We start from the raw sequence: 20,264 nt of genomic DNA on the forward strand, positions 1-20,264 counted from the left end.
GTACGGACGCGGATGGGACTCCTGCCCGCTAGGGTGATCCAGGTTAAAGCGGGGCAAACTCTCTGTGATCGCACATACGGGGTGAGTAACGGTTGTCCATCCGTATGCTCGGCGGGGACCGGGCGACGGCCCTGATGGCCGGTGGGGCGGCCATGCTCCTGGTGGCCGCGGCGGCGTGGTTCGGCGTGGGCGTCTCCAGCGCCAATCCGGAGCTGGCCGACGTCGGCGCGTGGCTGTGGACCAAGGCCAAGGGCAGGGTCGTGCACGTGAACGGCCTGTCGGGCGAGGTGGACGGCTACCTCGACGACAAGGCCGGCAAGCAGTTGCGCGTCGTCCAGGACGGCACGAACGTGCTGCTCGTCGACGACCGCACCGGCTTCGTCAGCCGGGTCGAGCCCAGCCAGCTCACCGTCACCCAGACCCGCGACCTCGGCGCGGCCGGGACGCAGCTCGCCGTCTCCGGCGGCACGGCCTACGCCGTCGATCCGGCGGCGGGCCGCGTCCAGCGCATCGACCCGGTCACGCTGAACGCCGTGGGCGCGCCCGTCACCCTGCCCGGCCCGCTCGGCGCGGCCAGGATCGACGGCGGCGGCAGGCTGTGGGTGCCGGTGACCGCCAGGGGCCAGGTCGTGCCGGTGTCCGGCGGCGTCGCCGCGACCCCCGTCAAGGTGGGCGAACCGGGCGAGGAACTGGCCGTGACCATCGCCGGCGGCCTGCCCGTCGTGGTCAACACGCGGGCCGCCACCGCCGTCACCGTCGGCGCGGACGGCGGCGTCGGCGAGATCGCCCTGCCCAAGGAGGTCGCGCGGGCGGCCAAGGGCGGCGTGCTCACCCCGGCCTCGACCGAGGGCCCGCTCGTCCCGGTGCTGACGCCGGGCGGCTCGGGGCTGCTCGTCGTGCTCGACACCTCCTCCAACGCCGTGCTCAGCACCAGGTTCGCGACCGGCGACCCGGCCGGGCTCGGGGTGCCGCAGGTGCTCGGGTCGAAGGTGTACGTACCGGACAAGAGCCGTGGTGCGCTGATCGTCTGGGACAGCGCCGCCGGCGGGCGGCCCACCACCCTCCAGGTGGCGGACGGGCCGGGCCCGGTGGACGTGTTCGTCAAGGACGGCCTGCTCTGGGCCAACGACGAGAACGGCGACAAGGCCCTGGTCATCGACCCCGAGGGCCGCAAGCACGACGTGGACAAGGACGACTCCGACGTACCGGGGCCGACCAACACCCCCAAGCCCAAGCAGACCCCGCGCCCCGACCCCACGATCCCCGACCCGCCGCCGGACGATCCGCCCGAGACCAGCGAACCCGACCCGACCAGGACGAAGCAGACCGAGCGGCCCCGCCACCCGGCCAGGACGGCCACGCCGACCCCTGCGACCACCCCGACCCCGACCCCGACCCCGACACCGACGCCAACCGCCGCCCCCGGCGCGCCCGGCGCGGTGACCGCGCGATCGGGCCCCGGCCGGGTGACCGTCACCTTCAGCCCGTCCACCGGCGGCAAGGTCGAGCGCTACACGCTCAAGGCGTCCGGCGAGGGACGGCCGGAACCGCAGTCGGTGAACGCCGACGGGCCCTTCCAGTTCGAGTTCACCGGCGGCGACTGCGCCCAGGAGTACACCTTCGTCGTCGTCGCCCACTGGCCGGGCGGGGAGGTGGAGTCTGAGCGGAGCGCGGGGGCCAGGCCCTGCGTGGCGCCCGCGGCGCCGTCGAACTTCGCCGCCAGGCCCAGGAACCGGGGCGCCGAGCTGACCTGGAGCGCCCCCGAGAACGGCGACCCGAGCGTGACCTACCAGCTCAGCGGCGCGGTCGCGAATGACGCGATCAAGGGGACGTCGTTCAGCGTGGACGGGCTGAAGAACAACGCGAAGTACGCCTTCAAGCTCAAGGCCACGAACCAGGCGGGGGAGAGCCCGGACGTCGCCTCCGTCGAGGTGGACCTGACCTACCCGAGGCAGCAGTACAAGAACGCCAACAACAACGTGGTGGACACGCTGGTCCGCCCCGCCGCGACGAAGACCGGCGAGGCGGGCCGCATCCCGAAGGGGCAGTACGTCTCGATCACCGTCATCTGCCAGGTCAAGGGCCAGAGCGTCACGGAGGACGAGAGCAAGGAGACCAGCGACGTCTGGAACAGGATCGAGTGGAACGGCGGCGTGGCCTATCTGAGCGAGACGCTCATGACCACGCCCCGCGGCTCGTTCCCGGCGCCGCCGCTCTTCGAGTGCACCGACTGAGGAGGGGGACCGGTTGACCCAGTACACCTACCCGGACCAGGTGGCGCAGCAGCCCGCCGCCCTGGCCGGCCAGTTCGCCCAGCGGTTCCAGCTCCTGGCCGGCAACATCGAGCGCGTCGTCCGCGGCAAGCGCGAGGCCGTCGAACTGGCCCTGATCTGCCTGTTCGCCGAGGGCCACCTGCTCGTCGAGGACGTCCCGGGCACCGGCAAGACCACCCTCGCCCGCTCGGTCGCGGCCAGCGTGGACGCCGAGTGGCGGCGCATCCAGTTCACCCCCGACCTGCTGCCGAGCGACATCACCGGCGTGTCGATCTTCAACCAGGCGCACCAGAAGTTCGAGTTCCACCAGGGCCCGGTGTTCGCCAACATCGTGCTCGCCGACGAGATCAACCGGGCCTCGCCCAAGACCCAGTCGGCCCTGCTGGAGGTCATGGAGGAGCGCCGGGTCACCGTGGACGCCGAGCCGCACCCGGTGCCGCGGCCGTTCCTGGTGGTGGCCACGCAGAACCCGGTGGACATGGACGGCACGTACCCGCTGCCCGAGGCCCAGCTCGACCGGTTCCTGATGAAGATCTCCGTCGGCTACCCCGACCACGTCTCGGAGGTCGAGGTGCTCAAGGGCGGGCCGACCGGGCCGCAGGTCGAGCGGCTGCCGGTGGTGGCGCGGGCGACGGACGTGGCCGGGATGATCGACTTCGCCTCCCGGATCCACGTGGCCGACCCGGTCTACGACTACATCGTCGGGCTGTGCGCGGCCACCCGTACCAGCCCGCACCTGCGGCTGGGCGCGAGCCCTCGGGGAAGCCTCGCGCTGCTGCGCGCCGCCCGCGTCAGGGCGGCCGCCGCCGGGCGCCACTACGTGGTGCCCGAGGACGTCAAGGCGCTGGCCGTCCCGGTGCTGGCGCACCGGCTGATCGTCACCCCGGAGGCCGAGCTGCGCGAGATCGGCGCGGCGTCCGCGCTCGGCGAGATCCTCGCCGGGATGCCGGTGCCGCAGGCGGCGTAGATGCGGCTCACGGCCCTGTTCACCCCGCTCGGGTGGGCCACGCTCGCGGGCTCGGCGGCGCTCTACGCGGCGGGCTTCGCCCTCGGCTACCCCGAGCCGGTCGTGCTGGCCACCGGCGGCGTGCTCGCCCTGGCCGCCGCCCTCGCCTGGACGGCCCCCGCGCCCGACCTGGAGGTGCGGCGCGAGGTGACGCCGCTCAAGGTGCCGAGGGGCGAGGCGGCGGTCGCGGTGCTGAACGTGGTCAACCGGGGCCGGCGCGGCCTGTCGGGGCTGCGCGTCCAGGACCGCGTCGGGACGTCGGAGCACCTGATCGGCCTGCCGCGGCTGCCCAGGAACGCCGCGCGCACCGTCTCCTACCCGCTGCCCACCGACGTGCGCGGCGAGATCCCGGTCGGGCCGCTGCTGCTGGTCCGGGCCGACCCGTTCGGCCTCACGCGCCGGGTGCGACGGTACGGCGACGCCGTCACCCTCCTGGTCCGCCCGCGCACCGTCGCGCTGTCCGTGCCGCCGTCCGGCCGGGCCCACCACCTGGAGGGTCCCACCAGCGACAACGCCCCCAGCGGCACCGTCACCTTCCACACCCTGCGCGAGTACGTCGTGGGCGACGACCTGCGGCACGTCCACTGGCGCTCCAGCGCCAGGACCGGCACGCTGATGGTCCGCCAGCTCATCGACGCGAGCCTGCCCACCACGACCGTCGTCCTGGACACGCGGGAGCTGACCGAACTGGCGGTCGACGCGGCGGCGTCCGTGGCGGTGGCGGCCGCCCGCGCGGGGTTCCCGGTGCGGGTGCTGGCCGGCGAGCGGGCGGCGGCCGACGCCAAGGCCGACGCCGACCCCGACGCGATCCTCGACCGGCTCGCCCTGGCGCGGCCGGGCTCGGCGGGCGTGGGGGAGATCATGCGGGTGGCGCGCGGCGGCGGGTCGCTGGTGCTGGTCACCGGTGACGCGGCCGAGGCGGGACGGGCGGCGGGGGTCCGGCGGCGCTTCGACCGGGTGATCTGCGTGCTGACCGGTCCGGGGCCGGTGAGCGTGCCCGGCGTCACGGTCATCCCCCTCACCGACCTGGCCGCCCTCCCCTTCGCCTGGACCCCCCGATGACACCCCCACAACCGCCCACGCCCGCTCCGGTTTCTCCCGCGCCCGCCCCCGCTTCTCCCGCGCCTGTCGTGCCCGCGTCCGCGCCCGATCCTGTCCCTTCTGCGTCCGCGTCCGCTCCTGTCCCTTCTGCGTTCGCGCCTGCTCCTGTCCCTTCTGCGCGCGCGTCCGGGGTGGGGTGGCGGGGAGGCGTCGGGCTGGTGGTGGTGGTGGCGGCCGTGGCCGGGGTCGCCGGGTGGGGGTTCCACCGGGTCTTCCCCGGCGCCGAGCTCCTGCTCGCGATCGCGCCCGCCGCCGTCGCCCCCGTCCTGGTGGCGGCGCTCACCGCGCGGCGGCCCCTGTGGCTCGCGCTCGCGCTCGACCTCGTCGCCTGGCTCGCCGGGACGATCCCGCTCTACCACGGCCTGGCCCCCGGCGTGCTCGCCGACGTGGCCGACGCCTGGCACGCGCTGCTCACCACGCTGCTCCCCGCCCAGCCCGAGCCGCGCCTGCTCGTCCTCGTGCACACGCTCGTCTGGGCCGCCGCCGTCATCGGCGCCGAGACCCTCACCCGCACCCGCACCAGGATCGTCGCCGCCGTCCCCGCCCTGGCCGTGTTCGCCGCCGCGCTGCTGCTCGGCGTGGACGGCGAGGGCTCGAACCTGCCGGTCGCCGCCGCCCTGTTCGTGCTCGTCGCCGCCCTCGCCCTGGTCCGCGACGACCGCTCGCCGCTCTGGCTGCTCGGCGGCCTGCCCGCCGCCGCCGTCCTGGCCGCACTGGCGCTGGTGGTGGGGCCGCTGCTGCCCGTGGCGGCGCAGCCGTACGACCCGAGGCAGGACGCCGATCTGCCGCCGCCCCGGCGGGTGGACAGCGTGAGCCCGCTCGACCGCGTGTCGGGCTGGCTGCAGATCCCCGACAGGGAGCTGTTCACCGTCAAGGCGGACAAGCCGCTCAACTGGCGGCTGGCCGTGCTCGACCGCTACGACGGCGTGCGCTGGACGTCCGGGGCCCGCTTCCGTCCCACGGGCGGCCGGGTCCCGGAAGGGGAGTGGACGGGGGCCGCGCGGGTCGTCCGGCAGCGGGTGACCTTCACCGGGCTGCCGGGGACGTGGCTGCCCGCCGCCGAACGGCCGGTCGAGGTCGAGGGTGTCCCCGGGCTGGCCGCCGACCCGCAGAGCGGCGCCCTCCTGGCCGACCCCGCCGCGGGAACCGGCAGGCGTCCCGGCAAGGGCTTCGCCTACGAGGTGACGTCCAGGGTGCCGGAACCGTCCAAGGAGGACCTGCTGGCGGCCACCCCCGCGCACGACGACGCCGCGCTGACCGCGTTCCCGCCAGGGCCGCAGGAGAAGCTGTTCCGCGAGCTCGCGCAGGAGGCGACCAAGGGCGCGGACGCGCCGATCAAGCAGGCTTACCGGCTGCAGAGCTACCTGCGCACCAGTGCCTCCTACGACGTCACCGCGCCGCCCGGCCACTCGCTCAAGGGCCTGGAGTTCTTCCTGCGGACCACGCACCGGGGCACCTCGGAGCAGTTCGCGGCGACGTTCGCGCTCATGGCCAGGACGCTCGGGCTGCCGTCGCGGGTGGTGGTGGGCTTCCGGCCGGGACAGGCGTCCGGGGGCGTCTACCACGTCAGGTCGGGGCACGTCATGGCGTGGGCGGAGATCAAGTTCGAACGGCTGGGCTGGCGGCCGTTCTACCCCACGCCCGGCCGCAGCGGCGCCAAGGACGACCACGACGTCGTCTCCTCGTCGATCAAGGAGAGCGAGCAGCTGGAGGGCGAGTTCACGCGCGGGGGCGGCGACCGGTCCGGCACGGTCCGCCCGAAGGCCGGGGAACAGGGCGCGCGGTCCGGCGGCGGGCCGTCGCCCTGGGTGCTCGCCGCCGCCGTGGGCGGGGGCCTGCTGGTGGCGTACGCGGTGACGGCCGCCGTGCTGCCCTGGTGGCGCAGGCGGTCCAGGAGACGCGGCCGGGCGCCCGGCGACCGGGTGCTCGGCGCCTGGCGGCAGACCTGCGACGACCTGCGGCTGGGCGGCAGGCGGACGCTGACCGCCGAGGACGTCCTGACCGGCCAGCCACCCGACATCACCACCCATCTCAGGCCGTTGGCCGAAATTTCGAACTTCGTCAGGTACGCCCCCGACGACGTCACCGACGCCGACGCCGCCCGCGCATGGGACAGCAGCGACGCCGTCCGCCGCGCCGTCCGCTCGCGCACCCCCCTCCCCACCCGCCTGCGCGACCGGCTCCTCCTGCGATGATCCCGTCCATGAGAAGCGTCGAGGCCCAGCTCCTGCACCGCCCGCCCGGCCTCACCGCGGCCGACGTCGTCCGGCACCTGACCGCGATCCAGGCGCAGGACGTGCCCTCCGCCCTGCTCGCCTTCCGCGCCCGCTCGGCCACCCTCACACCGTCCGGCATCGAGGCCGCCTGGCAGGCCCGCGAGATCGTCAGGACGTGGGGCCCGCGCGGCACGCTGCACTTCGTGCACGCCGACGACCTCCCCTGGATCCACACCCTCACCAGCAGCGACACCGCGGCCCTGCGCCGCCTGCGGCAGGAGGGCGTCACAGGCGACGACCTGCTCCCGCTCGCCGTGCACGCGCTCGCCGGCCAGGGCCCGCTGACCAAGGCCGAGCTGACGGAACGCCTCGCCGGACGGGCCCGCGGCCAGGGCGTCGTGCACCTGATGGCGCTGGCCGCCCATCACGGCCTGGCGGTGCTCGGCCCCTCCAGGGCGGGCAAGCCGACGTACGTGCACGCGGGCGACTGGCTCGGCGCGCCCGTCGTGCCCGAGCCCGACCGCGGGAAGGCGCTGAAGGAGCTGGCCGTGCGCTACCGCCGCGCCCACCACCCGGCCACCCCCGAGGACCTGGCCGCCTGGTCCGGCCTGCCGCTCGGCGAGGCCCGCGCCGCCTGGCGGACGAGCGCCGCCCAGGACCCGCCCGAGCCCGGCGAGCCCGTGCTGCGCCTGGCGCCCGCCTTCGACGAGTTCCTGATGGGCTGGCGCGGCCGGGACGGCGTCCTGGCCTCCGAGCACGCCGCCAAGGTGTTCCCCGGCGGCGGCGTCCTGCGCCCGGTCGTGCTGGCCGGGGGGACGGTCGCGGGCGTGTGGTCCAGGAAGGGCGCCCAGGTGAGCGTGCAGCCGTTCGGCGAGCTGCCCGAGGAGCCGGCCCGGGCGGAGATCGAGGACGTCCGCCGCTTCCTCAGCGGCCGCTGACCGCGTCCTCGCCGCACTCTTCCTGGCCGAGCAGGGCGGCGGTCACGGCGTCGGCACCGCCGGCGTCGGGAAGACGGGCACGGACGGCCGGGCCAGGAACGGCAGCCCGCCGCGTCGAACGCCCGCACGGTCACCGCGCGGTCGAGCCCGGCCAGCCGGACCAGCAGCCGTTCCAGCACCGACAACCCCCGCGGTCCCACCCCGACCAGGGCGATGACCAGCTCCCCATGCCATCCGCCTACCCGGAAGAAAGGCATGTGACCGTTGAGAGGGAATTGTCGTGAACGCGATCCGGCACATCGGGTGATAAGAGAAGAATCACTTGACGCACGGAGGCTGGACATGACGGGGGAGACCATCACGACGGCGGTGCCGTGGGCCGCCCGCGCGCCCGGCGAGCGCACGCTCGACGAGCGCTTCGAGGAGGTGTTCGACCGGTACTTCGGCGAGATCCACGCCTACGTCGCCCAGCGGCTCGGCCCCGACCACGCCGAGGACATCGTCGCCGAGACCTTCCTGACCGCCTTCCGCAAGCGCGCGCACTACGACCCGTCGCGGGCGGGCGTGCGCGCCTGGCTCTACGGCATCGCCACGAACCTCATCGGCAAGCAGCGCCGGCTGGAGGCCCGCACGCTGCGGGCGCTCGGACGCTGCGGCCCCGACGGCGACGCCCCCGGCCACGAGGAGGCCGTCGCCCTGCGGGTCAGCGCCCAGAGCCTTCGTCCCAACCTGGCCGCCGCCCTGGCCGAGCTCGACCGGCGCGACCGCGACGTGCTGCTGCTCGTCGCGCTCGCCGGGCTGAGCAACGACGAGATCGCCACCGTCCTCGGCATCCCGTACGGGACCGTGGGGTCGCGGCTCAGCCGGGCCCGCAAGAAGCTGCGCGGCCTGCTCGGCACGCACGTCCTGGAGACCGCCCATGGCTGACCCCCGCCCTCCCGTCTCGGAGCAGCCCGGCTCCGCTCCCGACCCGCGTTCGTCCTCCGTTCCCGAGCAGTCCGGGTCCCCTGCCGACCCGCGCTCGTCCTCCGTTCCCGAGCAGTCCGGGTCCCCTGCCGACCCGCGTTCGTCCTCCGTTCCCGAGCAGCTCCAGCCCGCTCCTGACCCGCGCTCGTTCCCTGGTGGTGACGACCTGCGGGCCGTCCGGGACCTGTACGGGCATCCGGCGCCCGCACCCTACGCCCAGGCCAGGGTGTGGCGGCGGATGGCGGCCGCGCGCCGCCGCCGGCGCCTGACGCGGCTCTCGGCGCTCTCCCTGGCCACGGCCGCCGCCCTCGCCGTGGCCCTCATGCTGGTCAGAGGGACGCCGTCCGCCGTGCCTGGCCGTTCGATCCTGCTCGCGGCGGCCAGTACGGCGGCCTCCGGGCAGCAGGCGACCTACTGGCACATCAGCCGGCTGCACGACGGCGACCGCCTCACCGAGCTCTGGGCCACCAGAGACGGCCGAGCCTGGACCTGCACCGCCACCCCGGCCGCCAACTCCGCCCTCACCATCACCTCCACCCTGGCCCCCACCTCCACTCCCGCCCCCACCCCTGAGGCTCCCACCTCCACCGCCGCTCCTACGGCTCCCACCTCCACCCCTGCCGCCTCCGCGTCGCACCCGGGCCGCGTCGCCACCCCCGCGCCCCCCTCGGGACCGGCCCATGAGGGGAGCTGTGCGGGGCGTGGGCGGGTCGTCCCGGTGACGGGCCGGGCGCCGTTCACCATGGCGGGCCGCGACCTGACGTTCCGCCAGATCCAGGAGCTGCCCGCCGACGCCGCGGCGCTCAAGGAGCGGGTGGCCGCGATGTTGCCCGCCGGTTCGGCGGGCCTGCTCGCCGACGCGCTCAGCGGCCTGCTGTGGAGCAAGCCGTCACCCCCCGCCGTACGCGCCGCCGCCTACCGGGCGTTGGCCGACCTGCCCGACGTCCGCTACCTGGGCGGTCGCGCCGACCCCCTGGGCCGTCCCGGGGAGGCGTTCAGCTATCCGCTCCCCACCGGCGTCCGGCGGACGTTGATCATCGATCCGGCCACCTCCCAGGTCCTCGCCGGCACCGACGCGGGCGGGACCGGCGGCTCGCAGATCGTCCTCACGGCAGGCTGGACCGACCAGGCCCCCGACCTGCACTGACCCCCGCCCCGACCCGCGTTCCCCGCCCCGACCTGCACTGACCCCACCCCGACCTGCACTGACCCCACCCCGGCAGGCGCGTGACCGCCGCACGGCGAGTTCAGCGCGCCCCGAAACAGGAGCCGCGACGTGTTCTGGCGTGCCCGCACGACCACCGGCAGGGCCATCTGCCTGAGCGACCAGTTCCCCGCCGCCGACGTCGCGGAGGTGATGGACGGACGGGTCCGCTTCGTCGGCCTGCCGCCCGCCGACCTCGGCACGGAGATCGACTGGACCGCCGACCCGTACGGCAACCGCTCCTGGGCGCTGAACCTGCACACGCTGCGCTGGGCGGGCCGGCTGGTCGCCGCGTACGAGCGCACGGGCGAGCGGGCCTGCCTGGAGCGCGCCGCCGACGTGACCGCGCAGTGGATCAGCCGGAACCCGCGCGGCGGGCACGAGCTGAGCCCGTGGGCGTGGGCCGAGCACGCCGTCGCCCTGCGCGCGCCCGTGCTGGTCTGCCTGAGCGAGCACGTGCGCACCCCGCGGCTGTGGGCGAGCCTGGCCGAGCACGGCGAGGTCCTGGCCGACCCCGCGCTCTACCGCGCGGGTCACAACCACGGGCTGGACCAGGACATCGGGCTGCTGCTCATCGGCTGCCGCCTCGGCCGCGCCAAGTGGCGCGACCTGGCCGTACGCAGGATGACCGGGTCCGCCGAACTGGCCGTCGACGCCCAGGGCGTGCTGCACGAACAGGCCCCCCGCTACGGCCTGTACGTGCACCGCCGCCTCGGCGTGGCCCTGCGCGCGATCAGCGAGAGCGGCGCCGTGCCCCCGGCCCGCCTCGCCGCCCGCCGGACCGCCCTGGAGGGCTACATCGCGCACGCCACCCAGCCCGACGGCTGCCTGACCCCCATCGGCGACAGCCCGGCCGACACCCGCGCCCCCGGCTTCCCCCACGAGGGCCCTGTCGTACGCGTCTTCGACGCCGGATACGTCTTCGGCAGGACCGCCTGGGACGACCCGCGCTCGGCCCACTACTCGATCAGGTTCGGCCCCGGCCGCCGCCTGCACGGCCACGAGGACCACCTCGGCGTCACCTACAGCGCCCAGGGCCGCCGCATCCTGGTCGAGGCCGGGTTCCACTCCTACGAACGGACCGAGTACGCGGCCTGGACCCGTACCCCGCAGGCCCACAACGTGCCCGTCCCGGACGGGGACTTCCGTCCCGGCACGGCCACCCGCCTGGTGCACGCCGACCTCGCCCCCGGACGCCAGGAGTTCGAGCTGGCCGACGACGCCTACGGGGTGACCAGGACCCGCCGCGTATGGGTCGGGCACGGCGAGGACGTGATGGCCGTACGCGACTCGGTCCCGTCCGGGACGCTGCGCAGCCTGTGGCACTTCGACCCCGCGCTACGACTGGTCGAACGGCGGGCGGACGCCGTGGTCCTCGGCGACGGCGACTGGCGCGTCACACTGCTCCAGTGGCCCGCGACGGGCATGGAGGTGGGGACCACTACGGTCTCCACCGGCTACCTGCGCACGGCGGAGGCGGTGACGGTCACGTCAGGAAGCGCAGCCGAGGTACTGACCGTGATCCTCCCCGGCACCGACACCCCAGCCACCCCCCACCTACCCCTGTCATGGACCCCTTCTCCCTGACCCACAACCCGTGCACCTTCTCAGGCACCCAGCCACCGCACCCTCGTCACCACCAGCCCCCACGACCGCCTCGCACACCCCTACGTCCCGGCGCACGCCCGCGGCCAGGAACCACGGCACCGGGCGCACGCCCGCGGCCAGGAACCACGGCACCGGGCGCACGCCCGCGGCCAGGAACCACGGCACCGGGCGCGCGATGTCGCCCACCAGACACCGCATCACCTCGTCACCGGGGAAAGACACCGCCCGCACATCGTCACCAGGGAAAGGCCAGGCGGCCCTGCCCCACGCACCGACCTGGGACCGGCCCCAGGGCTCACCGCCCCGACTGCTCCCATCCACTGGTACCGCCACGACACCCGCAGACGGGACGCCACCGCGCGCCTTGCCGGCCACCCACTCGTCCGCCGGGACCGCCACTGCACCCGCCCACGGTGACCGCCCCTGCGTCCCGTCTCTCGGGCCTCTGCCGGACCCTCGCGCAGTTCGGTAGAGGCCCACGATGGCCGCCGAGCCCCCACGCACCCCGGCAGCACCGAGAGACGGTCGAGGTCGGCTGCCCACATGTAACCGGCGAAATAGGTCGTCACCCAGCGAGAGCAGGCCGGGCCGAGGCGGTCCGGGAGTGAGGCCGGGTCAGGCCAGGCGGCGAGCCGTGTTCACCAGCTCGCCGACCCCCGCGATCCGGGTGACGACCTTGCTCCCGTCCATCAGATACCGGGGCGGCTTCCGGGCATGCCCCACGCCCCCGGGCGTGCCGGTCGCGATGACGTCACCCGGCCGCAGCGTGAGAATCTGCGACAGGTACGCGATCAGCTCACCCGGCGGGAACACCAGGCCGGCCGTGTCCGCCTGCTGCACGACCTCCCCGTCCACCTCGCACTCCAGGGTCATCGCCCCGCTGATCTCGTCCGGCGTGACGAGGAAGGGCCCGAACGGCGTCGTCCCCTCGAACGTCTTGCCCTGCAGCCACTGCGCCGTACGGTTCTGGTAGTCCCTGGCCGTCACGTCGTTGAGCACCGAGTACCCGGCGATGGCCGCCTCGGCCTCCGCAGGCGAGGCGTCGCGCACCTCCGCCCCGACGATCACGGCCAGCTCGCCCTCCCAGTCCATGGCATCCGATACCGCGGGCAACTCGATGTCGTCGTACGGCCCGATCAGCGCCTCGGCGAACTTCGCGAACACCGTCGGATACCGCGGCAACTCACGTCCCATCTCCAGGATGTGATCGCGGTAGTTGAGCCCGACACAGATGATCTTCCCCGGCACCGGCACCACGGGCGCCAGGTCGGCCGTGGACAGCGGATGCCGTGCCCCGTCCGCCGCGGCGGCCACGTCCCGCCAGCGCGGGTCGGCCAGCAACATCCCGACGTCGGGCGCCCCCACCTCAACGGCGTGCTCCCCGTCGATCCGGACGGCGGCCGTACGGCGCGGCAGTCGCAGCGTCGCGAGCTTCACGCGAGCTCCTCTCGATACTGGTGCAGGCCCTCAAGAGGGCGTGTCGGAAAAACAGAACAATTCGAACCGGCGCGCGCGCCTGCACCAGCCACGCCCCCGGACACAGCGGTGCTCAGGCAACAACAGCCTCAGAACACTGGATGCCCGCCTCGAAGGCCGCGGTGACACCCGGCAGCCCGTCCAGGCCGGTGCGGGCCGGCACGACGGCCCGCCGCTCGCCACCCCCACCCACCGAACCCACCTCACCCGTCCGCTGGACCGCCCGTTGAACCGCCGGATGGAGCGTCTCCCATGCAGCCGCGCCCTGAACCCAGGACGTACGGGCATCAAGTCGCCGACCTGCGCCCAGAACAGGACAGATGCACGACAGCGACGTCCGCGTACAACGTCTCATCGGGATTCATGCTGCCCAACGCTAGGGAGTAATTCCGCGTACTGCACTAGCGTTCTGCTGTGAAGAACAAGCCCGCGTACCCCCTGGGCTCGGTCGACAACGCGCTGCTTCTCCTCCACATGCTGCGCGACCAAGGACGTCTCAAGGTCACCGACGTCGCCAAGGAGCTCGGCATCGCCCGCTCGACCGCGCACCGCCTGCTGGCGATGCTGGTCTATCGCGACTTCGCCGTCCAGGACGAGCACCACACCTACCTGCCGGGCCCCTTCCTCGGCCCGGCGGCGGGCGACGGCGGCGGCTCGTCCCTGCGCGAGCTGCGCGCGCACGTCCGGCCAGCCATGGAGGCCCTGTGCGCCCGCGTCCGGGAGACCGTGAACCTCATGGTCAGAATGGGCACCGAAGTACGCTTCCTGGACAGCATCGAGTCCCCGCAGATCCTGTACGTCGGCGACCGCCGCGGCACGATCCTGCCCGCCCACCGCGCCTCCGGCGGCAAGGTCCTGCTGTCCTCGCTGCCTCGCGACCAGCTCGCCGACCTCTACCAGGACCTGCCCGAGCAGGAACGCGCGTCCCTGCTCCGCGAACTCGACGAGATCCGCCCCCGCGGCTACGCCCTCAACCTCGACGACACGGAACAGGGCGTCTCGGCGATCGGAGCGGCGCTACGCAACGGCCGCGGCACCCCCGTGGGAGCCCTGTCCATCTCGATCCCCTCGGCCCGCTACACCCCCGACCGCCTCCCGTCCCTCCTGACCGACCTCCGCCAATCCATCACCGAGGCCGAACCCCACCTCACCAACTTCCCCACCTGACCCGCCGGACGCCCTGGACAGCCCCCACCGGCTCCGACCACCACCAGGCAACCCACTACCGAGACGACGTGAGCAGCAGCGGCTTGAGCTGCCGAAAAAACTCCACCGCATCCGCCAACGAATCCCTCCCGGGCGCCCCCTCCGTCACCTCGATGCTGAGGAGACGCTGGTAGTCAGGAGTCCATCCGTAGACGAAATCGATCACTTGGCCGGTGGCATCCTTGCGTCGTGACGCGAATCCTGGTCGCAGTCCAGCAGGTAGGTCGTTTCCCCCCGTGGCCACTTTCGTGTTCTCGAGTCCTTCGGGGCTGACCGGAGACGGCTCATGGACCTTGATGACCAACCCCAGCTCGCCTTCCAAGGCAAGACCGTTGACAACCGAGCAGGACGCGAACTGCCGCCCTCCACTCATTCTTGTACCGATGGCCCGATAATCCTTGAAGCCGGTGGCGATCTGGATGGCGTTCGCCGAGATCAAGCCACACTCGCGCGGGGTAGCGGTGATGTTCCCGAGCGGCCGGGCGTCCGATGCCGTGTCGGGCGGTGATGAGCATGCCGCCATGAGCAACAGGAGGGTGGCAAGGAACATCAGCGACAGTTTCCTTCTCATGAGCCATGTCCGCCATAGTGCTTTTCCGCTGCCTTGAAACTGAGTGCGATGGCGACATCGGGCTGGCCAAAGACGCGGGCAGTTACAGGCAGTGACAGCCACTCATCGTAGGCGGAACGTTGTTCGGCGTTCATCTCAGCCCAAGGTTTGATGGACCTGTCCGTAATGAAATGCCCCGGCGCGCCAGGCGAGAAATCCTTGTAGTAGTACGGGTGAGTCTGGGCGGAAGCTTTTCCGAAGAGGCCGTGGCGCATCATTACGGAAGCCGTCAGATCGGTGAACATGTGCTTGGCCGCGCCCAGCGCGGTGTCGGCGTCCTGGCGAGCTTGCTCCTCATAACTCGGTGAAACCTTGTCGAACATCAACCCCTTGGCTGTGTCGGCCATGAGTCCGACGAACTTCCCCGACGGCATCGGGATCAGCCCGACCACCTGTTCGGTCAACCTCTTGAAAGAGTTCAGGCGGACGTCGTCCGCTTTCGCCTTTGCGATCGAGGAAATGTTGGCGGCATCGATGATCAACCAGGTCGTCATACCGAGACTCCCCACCGCTGCGGTGAACTCCGCCCCTCCGCTACGCGCCATGCGCTCCTCCAGGATGTCCTGGCGCATGTTGTCTCGCTGCTGCTGTGTTGCCTCCGGGTGTGCCTCTTGCCATGTAATGAAGTCGCGTTCCACCTCTGTGGCGACCTTGGCCGCGAGTTCGTCCAGCATCCTGGCGGCGTACAGGCCATGCGCAGCGGCGACGGCCCGGAATGTTTCTTCGTCCTCGAAGGCCCATGTCATGGCCTTATGGATCTCATCCGCGTCGAACCTCGAACCATAGGGTTCCCAGCCGTGCAGTTCCTTGGCCGGATCAAGACCGCTTACGACACCCGGCACCTCCTTGCTGAAGATTTGCGCGGAGCGGTGCACGTCGCCGATGTACTGGCTCAGGACGGTGCCGAGGTGGGGGCGGGTGGAGGGGAGGTTGGCCTGGACCTTGGGGTCGCTCCAGAAGCGGACCGCCCAGGAGGCGATCAGGGCGGACTTGTAGCCGCGTGACCCGCCCGGTGGCAGGTCGTGGTCGCGGAATTCTGTGGTGGCGGCCTGGATGGCCCAGCCGAGGTCGGCGTCGGCGTCGCCCAGCCAGGGGTGGGTGCGCATCAGGTAGGCGAGGGGTTTGCGGGCGGGGTCGGTGAAGAAGTCCTGGGCCACGGCGGGGTGGTGGGCCAGGGCGATCAGGGCGGCGCCCATGGGGCTGAGGTCGCCGGGGGAGACGTCTCTGGGGCCGGGGAGCGTCCAGGGGTCTCGGGGGAGGGACAGGTCGGGGGGATGGGCGAGGTCCAGGTCGTGCAGCTTGCGGACCAGGGTGAGCAGGAAGGTGTGGTCGAAGTCGCCGTCCTGGAGGAGTCTCTTGACGGCGAACGCGTCCTGGGGGTGGCCGATGTCCTCGATCAGGCGGTCGGCGTAGTCGGCGGCCAGGCGCATCCGGCCGACTCCGTGGGAGGCGGTGCCGAGCAGGGTGCTGAGCATGGTGAGGAACCGGTCCTGGATGGCCGTGTCGTAGAGGAGGGGGCGGTCGCCGGGTGGGAGGTCGTAGAGGTATGCGCGGGCGATGAGCGATTTGAGTTCACGCGGCGGCATCAGGGTGAGAAAGGCCACGGCGAAGAACGGGTCGTTCTTGTGACGTTCGAGTTCGGCTACGGATTCTGCGTCGAGTGAATGGGACGCGATTTGCGCACGGAGTCGGGCGGCCAGTGCGGTGGCCGCGGCCGCGCCTTCGGAGGGGGATTTCGACAGCCATGGGGATTCGTCGGCCCAGAGGACGCCGTCTTCGCCGGGGCGCCGGTCCGGGGTGGCGAGGATGAGGTCGAGACGGCCCTGGAGTGTGGGGATCTGGTCGCGCAGCTGGCGGCCGATGGTCGACAGCTGGGCCGGCCCCCACAGGGCTACGCCGAGGGTGGTGAGGGCTCGTTCGACTTGGAGGCCGATGTCGGGAAGCGTGCTGCTTGCTCGTTTCATGCCGTTGATGAGCTGGGTCATCAGGGCGGGGTCGATGCCCACGGGAGGGGTCATGAGGCGGGCTCGGACGGGTGCAGCGTGTCGAGCAGCCTCAGGGCCCGGGTGAACAGGTCCTTGAAGCCGTGGTCCCAGGTGCGCAGGTCGGCGGCGAGGCTGTCGCCGGCGGGGCCCTTGAGTGCGCCGCCGTCCACCAGGCGGATCAGTGCGGTCAGGTCGTTGGCGTGTTCGTCGCGCAGTCGTTCGATGTGACGCCGGGCGGCGGTTATTTCGTGCTGCGTCGCCATCATCACCCGATTTCGTTGCGCTTGGGGGGCGGGGGAGGGGTGGTCGATGGAATATTAGCCCGCTGCGTCGGCGCCGGTGAAATGGAAAAGGAGTCCTCGCGTGATTCGGCTCTGGGCTGATGAATTAGGCGAAGGTTTGTGATGATAAAGAGGCTAAATGTGTTATTTCGTTGCATTTGGTGAATGGGAGGGAGGGGAAAGCCTTGGGGTGGTGTCAGGTGAGGGGAGATGAGCGCTGGGGGCGAGGCTGGGTGCGGGGGTGAGGGTGGCTGGCGGTGGCGGCGGGTGGGGTGTCGGGTGAGGTGCTACGTGCGCTGGCGTGGGTGGCCAAAGGGCTCGGGTGGGTGGGCAAAGCGCCGGGGGTGGGTGGCGGGTGGGGGCCGAAAGACTGGACTGGGGGCGCGTGGAAGGGCTGGTGGCGAGGCTGGGTGGGGGGTGAGGGGCGTTCTTCGGGGAGGAGGGGCCCGCCGGGGTGCTGCTGGTGGGGCTGGGGAGATGGAGGTGCCGGGGAGGCGGGTCCTTCAGGGGAACGGACGCATATGGGGTCCGCCAGGACGGGACGACCTAGCGATCATTCTCCGGAAGCGCGCTCCGAGCAGCGGTGACGAGGTCGGCGACGACGTCGGCCGTCAGCCCTATCCCGAACGTCCGGAACTTGATCAACGGGATGCCGAGCGCCAGCCCCACCAGAGGCGAATCTGTCCGGTCGAGGTCGGGCAGCCCCGGGGCCTGCCGGAGCCGTTCCCTCAGCACCCGGCCGCCCACCGGGTGCGCCAGCCACTCGCCCAGCGTGGACATCTCGCTCAGCTCGCCCACATATCCGTCGCCGGGCGTGCTCAGCTCCGCGCGCAGCCGGATGTCCCGTGACGACGCGCCCACCTCGACGGTGAACGGCCCGGGGTCGATCCGCCAGCCGCCGCGCGTCACCGACCACCGCGCCAGGTCGCGCGGCCCGAGGGCGAGCCGTACGCGTTCGCTCGCCCCGGGGGCCAGGCCGACCTTGGCGAAGGCGCGCAGCCCGTGCCGGGGCCGCGAGGGGTGTTCGGCCTCGAAGGCGACGTAGAGCTGGGTCACCTCCTGGCCGTGGCGGTCGCCGGTGTTGGTGACGGTGAAGGCGACGTCCCAGGTGTGGGGGCCGGTCTCGCGCACGTCCAGGTCGGAGTACGCGAACCGGGTGTAGGTCAGCCCGTGGCCGAAGGGGTAGGCGACCTCGGTGCCCAGCGTGTCGTGGTGCCGGTAGCCGACGTAGCGGCCCTCGCCGTACACGACGTGGCCGTCGGAGCCGGGGAAGTGCAGGTGGGACGGTACGTCGGCGAGGCGCAGCGGGATCGTCTCGGTGAGCCGTCCGGACGGGCTGTGCGTGCCGAGCAGCAGGTCGGCCAGCGCCGCGCCGCCCGCCTGGCCGAGCAGCCAGCCCTCCAGGACGGCCGAGGCGAGGTGCCGCCACCCGGCCACCGACACGACCCCGCCGTTGGACAGCACGACGACCACCCGCGGGCACACCTCGGCCACCCGCCGCAGCAGCTCGACCTGGACGCCGGGCAGGTCGATCGAGGTGCGGTCGAAGCCCTCGGACTCGGCGGCCTCGGGCAGGCCGAGGAAGACCACCGCCACCTCGGCCGCCGCCGCGCGCTCCACCGCCTCCCGCGCCAGATCGTCGTCGGCCTCGCCGTCGAGCCGGTAGCCGGGGGCGAACGTCAGCCCCTCGACGGCCTGGCCGAGCGCGTCGAGCGCGGTGTCCAGGCGGGTGGGCACCACGTGCGAGCTGCCGTGCCCCTGGTAGCGCGGGGTGCGGGCGAGCTCGCCCAGCACGGCCACGCGCAGGCCGGGGGCCAGCGGCAGCACGCCGTCGTTCTTCAGCAGCACGGCGGAGGCGCGGGCGGCCTCGCGGGCCAGCTCGTGGTGCTCGTCGACGTCCCAGCCGTCGTGCCGCTCGCGGCCGGCGACGCGTTCGGCGAGCCCGGCGACGCGGCCCGCCGCCAGGTCGAGCACGGACTCGGGCAGGCGGCCCGAGCGCACCGCGTCCTCGATCAGGCCGTCGGTGCCGGTGGGCGGCATCTCCAGGTCCAGGCCCGCTTCGAGGGCCGCCACCCGGTCGTTGACCGCGCCCCAGTCCGACATCACCAGGCCGTCGAAGCCCCATTCGTCGCGCAGCAGGGTGGTCAGCAGCCAGCGGTGCTGGGAGGCGTACACGCCGTTGACGCGGTTGTAGGAGCACATGATCGCGTACGGGCGGGCCTCCCGGACGATGTGCTCGAAGGCGGGCAGGTAGATCTCGCGCAGCGTGCGCTCGTCGACGTCCGCGCTGATCCGCATGCGGTCGGTCTCCTGGTTGTTGACCGCGAAGTGCTTGACGCAGGCCCCGACGCCGCGCGACTGGACGCCGGTGACCAGCGCCGCCCCCATCACCCCGGTCAGGTACGGGTCCTCGGAGAAGTACTCGAAGTTGCGCCCGCACAGCGGCGACCGCTTGATGTTCACCCCAGGGCCCAGCACGACGTCCACCCCCAGCGCGGCGGCCTCCTTGGCCAGCGCCGCGCCCACCCGGCGGGCCAGCGCCGGGTCCCACGAGGAGCCGAGGGCCACGGCGGGCGGGAAGCACGTGGCGGGCTCGCTGCGGGTCAGCCCGAGCGCGTCGCCGGCGTCCGCGCGCTGGCGGCGGATGCCGTGCGGCCCGTCGGACAGCGTGATCGCGGGCACCGCGTCGCGGACGGCCGTGGTGTGCCAGGTGTCGCTCCCGGACGTGAGCGACGCCTTCTCTGCCGTGGTGAGGTCGGGGGGAAGAGCCATGGAACACCTCGTTATCTGGGCTGCAGTCCTAGTTGCTTGAGGAAGGTGATGACGGCGGCCCGCATGTCCACCTGGTCCGGGTCGAGCAGCCATTGCGTCTGCAGGCCGTCGACGAGCGCGATGAGCTGCTGGGCGACGGCGTCGGGATCGTGGTCGAGCGGCGGCGTGGCGCGTTCGAACAGGGCGCCGAGCAGCCACGCGGCCTGCCGGCGCAGCCTGCGGTAGCGCTGGACGAAGTAGTCGTGGGCGGGATGGCCGGGATCGGCGGCCTCGCCGGAGATCTTCACGTACAGCCCGACCAGGCCGGGCGTGCCCATGTTCCTGGCGACCTGCTCGACCGCGCGGTCGAGCAGCTCCTGCGGCGAGAGCCCGTCGTCGGGGCCGCCCATCAGCTCGCCGTCCACCTCGTCGCGGCGGCTGAGCACCTGGATGAGCAGGCTCTCCTTGCCGGGGAAGTGGTGCAGCAGCCCCGCGTGGGTCATGCCCGCGTGCGCGGCGATGTCGCGCAGCGACACCGCGTGGAAACCCGAGCGGGAGAACAGCTCTGTGGCGGAGTCGAGGATGCGGGCGCGCGTGCGCTCGCCCTTGCGCCCTCGGCGTGGCGTCGGTTCGGTCACCGGCC

General features: G+C 72.8%; 15 protein-coding genes. 9 read left to right on the plus strand and 6 right to left on the minus strand.

The window, feature by feature from the left end; all coding sequences use genetic code 11:
* Positions 1–92 precede the first annotated feature (92 nt).
* The 8 genes from ACFYUV_RS03335 (at position 93) to ACFYUV_RS03370 (ending at position 11,291) form a co-directional block, all read left to right on the plus strand.
* Positions 93–2,234, plus strand: coding sequence for a fibronectin type III domain-containing protein (locus ACFYUV_RS03335; RefSeq protein ID WP_387664336.1), 2,142 nt, complete (start codon positions 93–95; stop codon positions 2,232–2,234).
* 13 nt (positions 2,235–2,247) lie between these two features.
* Positions 2,248–3,240 carry an AAA family ATPase gene (locus tag ACFYUV_RS03340; RefSeq protein WP_387664338.1) on the plus strand — a complete coding sequence of 331 codons (993 nt, stop codon included), beginning with the start codon at positions 2,248–2,250 and terminating at the stop codon, positions 3,238–3,240.
* Positions 3,241–4,341: a DUF58 domain-containing protein gene (locus ACFYUV_RS03345; protein WP_387664340.1), complete on the plus strand. Its 1,101-nt coding sequence runs from the start codon at positions 3,241–3,243 to the stop codon at positions 4,339–4,341.
* A 197-nt stretch (positions 4,342–4,538) separates the two neighbouring features.
* Positions 4,539–6,575 carry a DUF3488 and transglutaminase-like domain-containing protein gene (locus ACFYUV_RS03350; protein WP_387664342.1) on the plus strand — a complete coding sequence of 679 codons (2,037 nt, stop codon included), beginning with the start codon at positions 4,539–4,541 and terminating at the stop codon, positions 6,573–6,575.
* Positions 6,576–6,583: 8 nt separating this feature from the next.
* Complete coding sequence (locus tag ACFYUV_RS03355) at positions 6,584–7,534, plus strand: winged helix DNA-binding domain-containing protein (protein ID WP_387664344.1); 951 nt, start codon at positions 6,584–6,586, stop codon at positions 7,532–7,534.
* A 342-nt stretch (positions 7,535–7,876) separates the two neighbouring features.
* The gene (locus ACFYUV_RS03360) at positions 7,877–8,461 is read left to right on the plus strand and encodes an RNA polymerase sigma factor (RefSeq protein WP_387664346.1); all 585 of its coding nucleotides are present in this window, start codon (positions 7,877–7,879) and stop codon (positions 8,459–8,461) included.
* Positions 8,454–9,647: a hypothetical protein gene (locus ACFYUV_RS03365; protein ID WP_387664348.1), complete on the plus strand. Its 1,194-nt coding sequence runs from the start codon at positions 8,454–8,456 to the stop codon at positions 9,645–9,647. Before ACFYUV_RS03360 ends, ACFYUV_RS03365 begins: the two co-directional genes overlap by 8 nt.
* 129 nt (positions 9,648–9,776) lie before the next feature.
* A complete protein-coding gene (locus ACFYUV_RS03370; RefSeq protein ID WP_387664350.1) occupies positions 9,777–11,291 on the plus strand; it encodes a heparinase II/III family protein in 1,515 nt (504 codons plus the stop codon).
* Positions 11,292–11,927: 636 nt separating this feature from the next.
* On the opposite strand, the gene ACFYUV_RS03375 is transcribed toward ACFYUV_RS03370, so the two are convergent.
* Complete coding sequence (locus ACFYUV_RS03375) at positions 11,928–12,749, minus strand: fumarylacetoacetate hydrolase family protein (RefSeq protein ID WP_387664352.1); 822 nt, start codon at positions 12,747–12,749, stop codon at positions 11,928–11,930.
* Between the two features lie 453 nt (positions 12,750–13,202).
* Here ACFYUV_RS03375 and ACFYUV_RS03380 point away from each other — a divergent pair, with 453 nt between their 5' ends.
* A complete protein-coding gene (locus ACFYUV_RS03380) occupies positions 13,203–13,955 on the plus strand; it encodes an IclR family transcriptional regulator (RefSeq protein WP_387664354.1) in 753 nt (250 codons plus the stop codon).
* A gap of 55 nt (positions 13,956–14,010) precedes the next feature.
* On the opposite strand, the gene ACFYUV_RS03385 is transcribed toward ACFYUV_RS03380, so the two are convergent.
* From ACFYUV_RS03385 to ACFYUV_RS03405, 5 genes are all read right to left on the minus strand, one after another.
* The gene (locus tag ACFYUV_RS03385; RefSeq protein ID WP_387664356.1) at positions 14,011–14,565 is read right to left on the minus strand and encodes a hypothetical protein; all 555 of its coding nucleotides are present in this window, start codon (positions 14,563–14,565) and stop codon (positions 14,011–14,013) included.
* Positions 14,562–16,610 (minus strand): hypothetical protein, encoded by a 2,049-nt coding sequence (locus tag ACFYUV_RS03390; protein WP_387664358.1) that lies wholly within the window; start codon positions 16,608–16,610, stop codon positions 14,562–14,564. Before ACFYUV_RS03390 ends, ACFYUV_RS03385 begins: the two co-directional genes overlap by 4 nt.
* An 8-nt stretch (positions 16,611–16,618) precedes the next feature.
* Entirely contained in the window at positions 16,619–16,855 is a 237-nt protein-coding gene (locus ACFYUV_RS03395; RefSeq protein ID WP_352320310.1) for a hypothetical protein, read from the minus strand.
* 561 nt (positions 16,856–17,416) lie between these two features.
* Entirely contained in the window at positions 17,417–19,642 is a 2,226-nt protein-coding gene (locus ACFYUV_RS03400) for a glycoside hydrolase family 3 C-terminal domain-containing protein (RefSeq protein ID WP_387664360.1), read from the minus strand.
* Between the two features lie 11 nt (positions 19,643–19,653).
* Entirely contained in the window at positions 19,654–20,259 is a 606-nt protein-coding gene (locus ACFYUV_RS03405) for a TetR/AcrR family transcriptional regulator (RefSeq protein WP_387664362.1), read from the minus strand.
* Positions 20,260–20,264 lie beyond the last annotated feature (5 nt).

Origin of the sequence: Nonomuraea sp. NPDC003560, assembly GCF_042878785.1 — a bacterium.
Taxonomy (GTDB): domain Bacteria; phylum Actinomycetota; class Actinomycetes; order Streptosporangiales; family Streptosporangiaceae; genus Nonomuraea.

Excerpts from the sequence above, each read along its gene's own strand:
- ACFYUV_RS03400 (WP_387664360.1), bottom strand. The coding sequence starts at position 19,642 with ATGGCTCTTCCCCCCGACCTCACCACGGCAGAGAAGGCGTCGCTCACG.
- ACFYUV_RS03385 (WP_387664356.1), bottom strand. The coding sequence starts at position 14,565 with ATGAGAAGGAAACTGTCGCTGATGTTCCTTGCCACCCTCCTGTTGCTC.
- ACFYUV_RS03360 (WP_387664346.1), top strand. The coding sequence starts at position 7,877 with ATGACGGGGGAGACCATCACGACGGCGGTGCCGTGGGCCGCCCGCGCG.
- ACFYUV_RS03355 (WP_387664344.1), top strand. The coding sequence starts at position 6,584 with ATGAGAAGCGTCGAGGCCCAGCTCCTGCACCGCCCGCCCGGCCTCACC.
- ACFYUV_RS03395 (WP_352320310.1), bottom strand. The coding sequence starts at position 16,855 with ATGATGGCGACGCAGCACGAAATAACCGCCGCCCGGCGTCACATCGAA.
- ACFYUV_RS03345 (WP_387664340.1), top strand. The coding sequence starts at position 3,241 with ATGCGGCTCACGGCCCTGTTCACCCCGCTCGGGTGGGCCACGCTCGCG.
- ACFYUV_RS03365 (WP_387664348.1), top strand. The coding sequence starts at position 8,454 with ATGGCTGACCCCCGCCCTCCCGTCTCGGAGCAGCCCGGCTCCGCTCCC.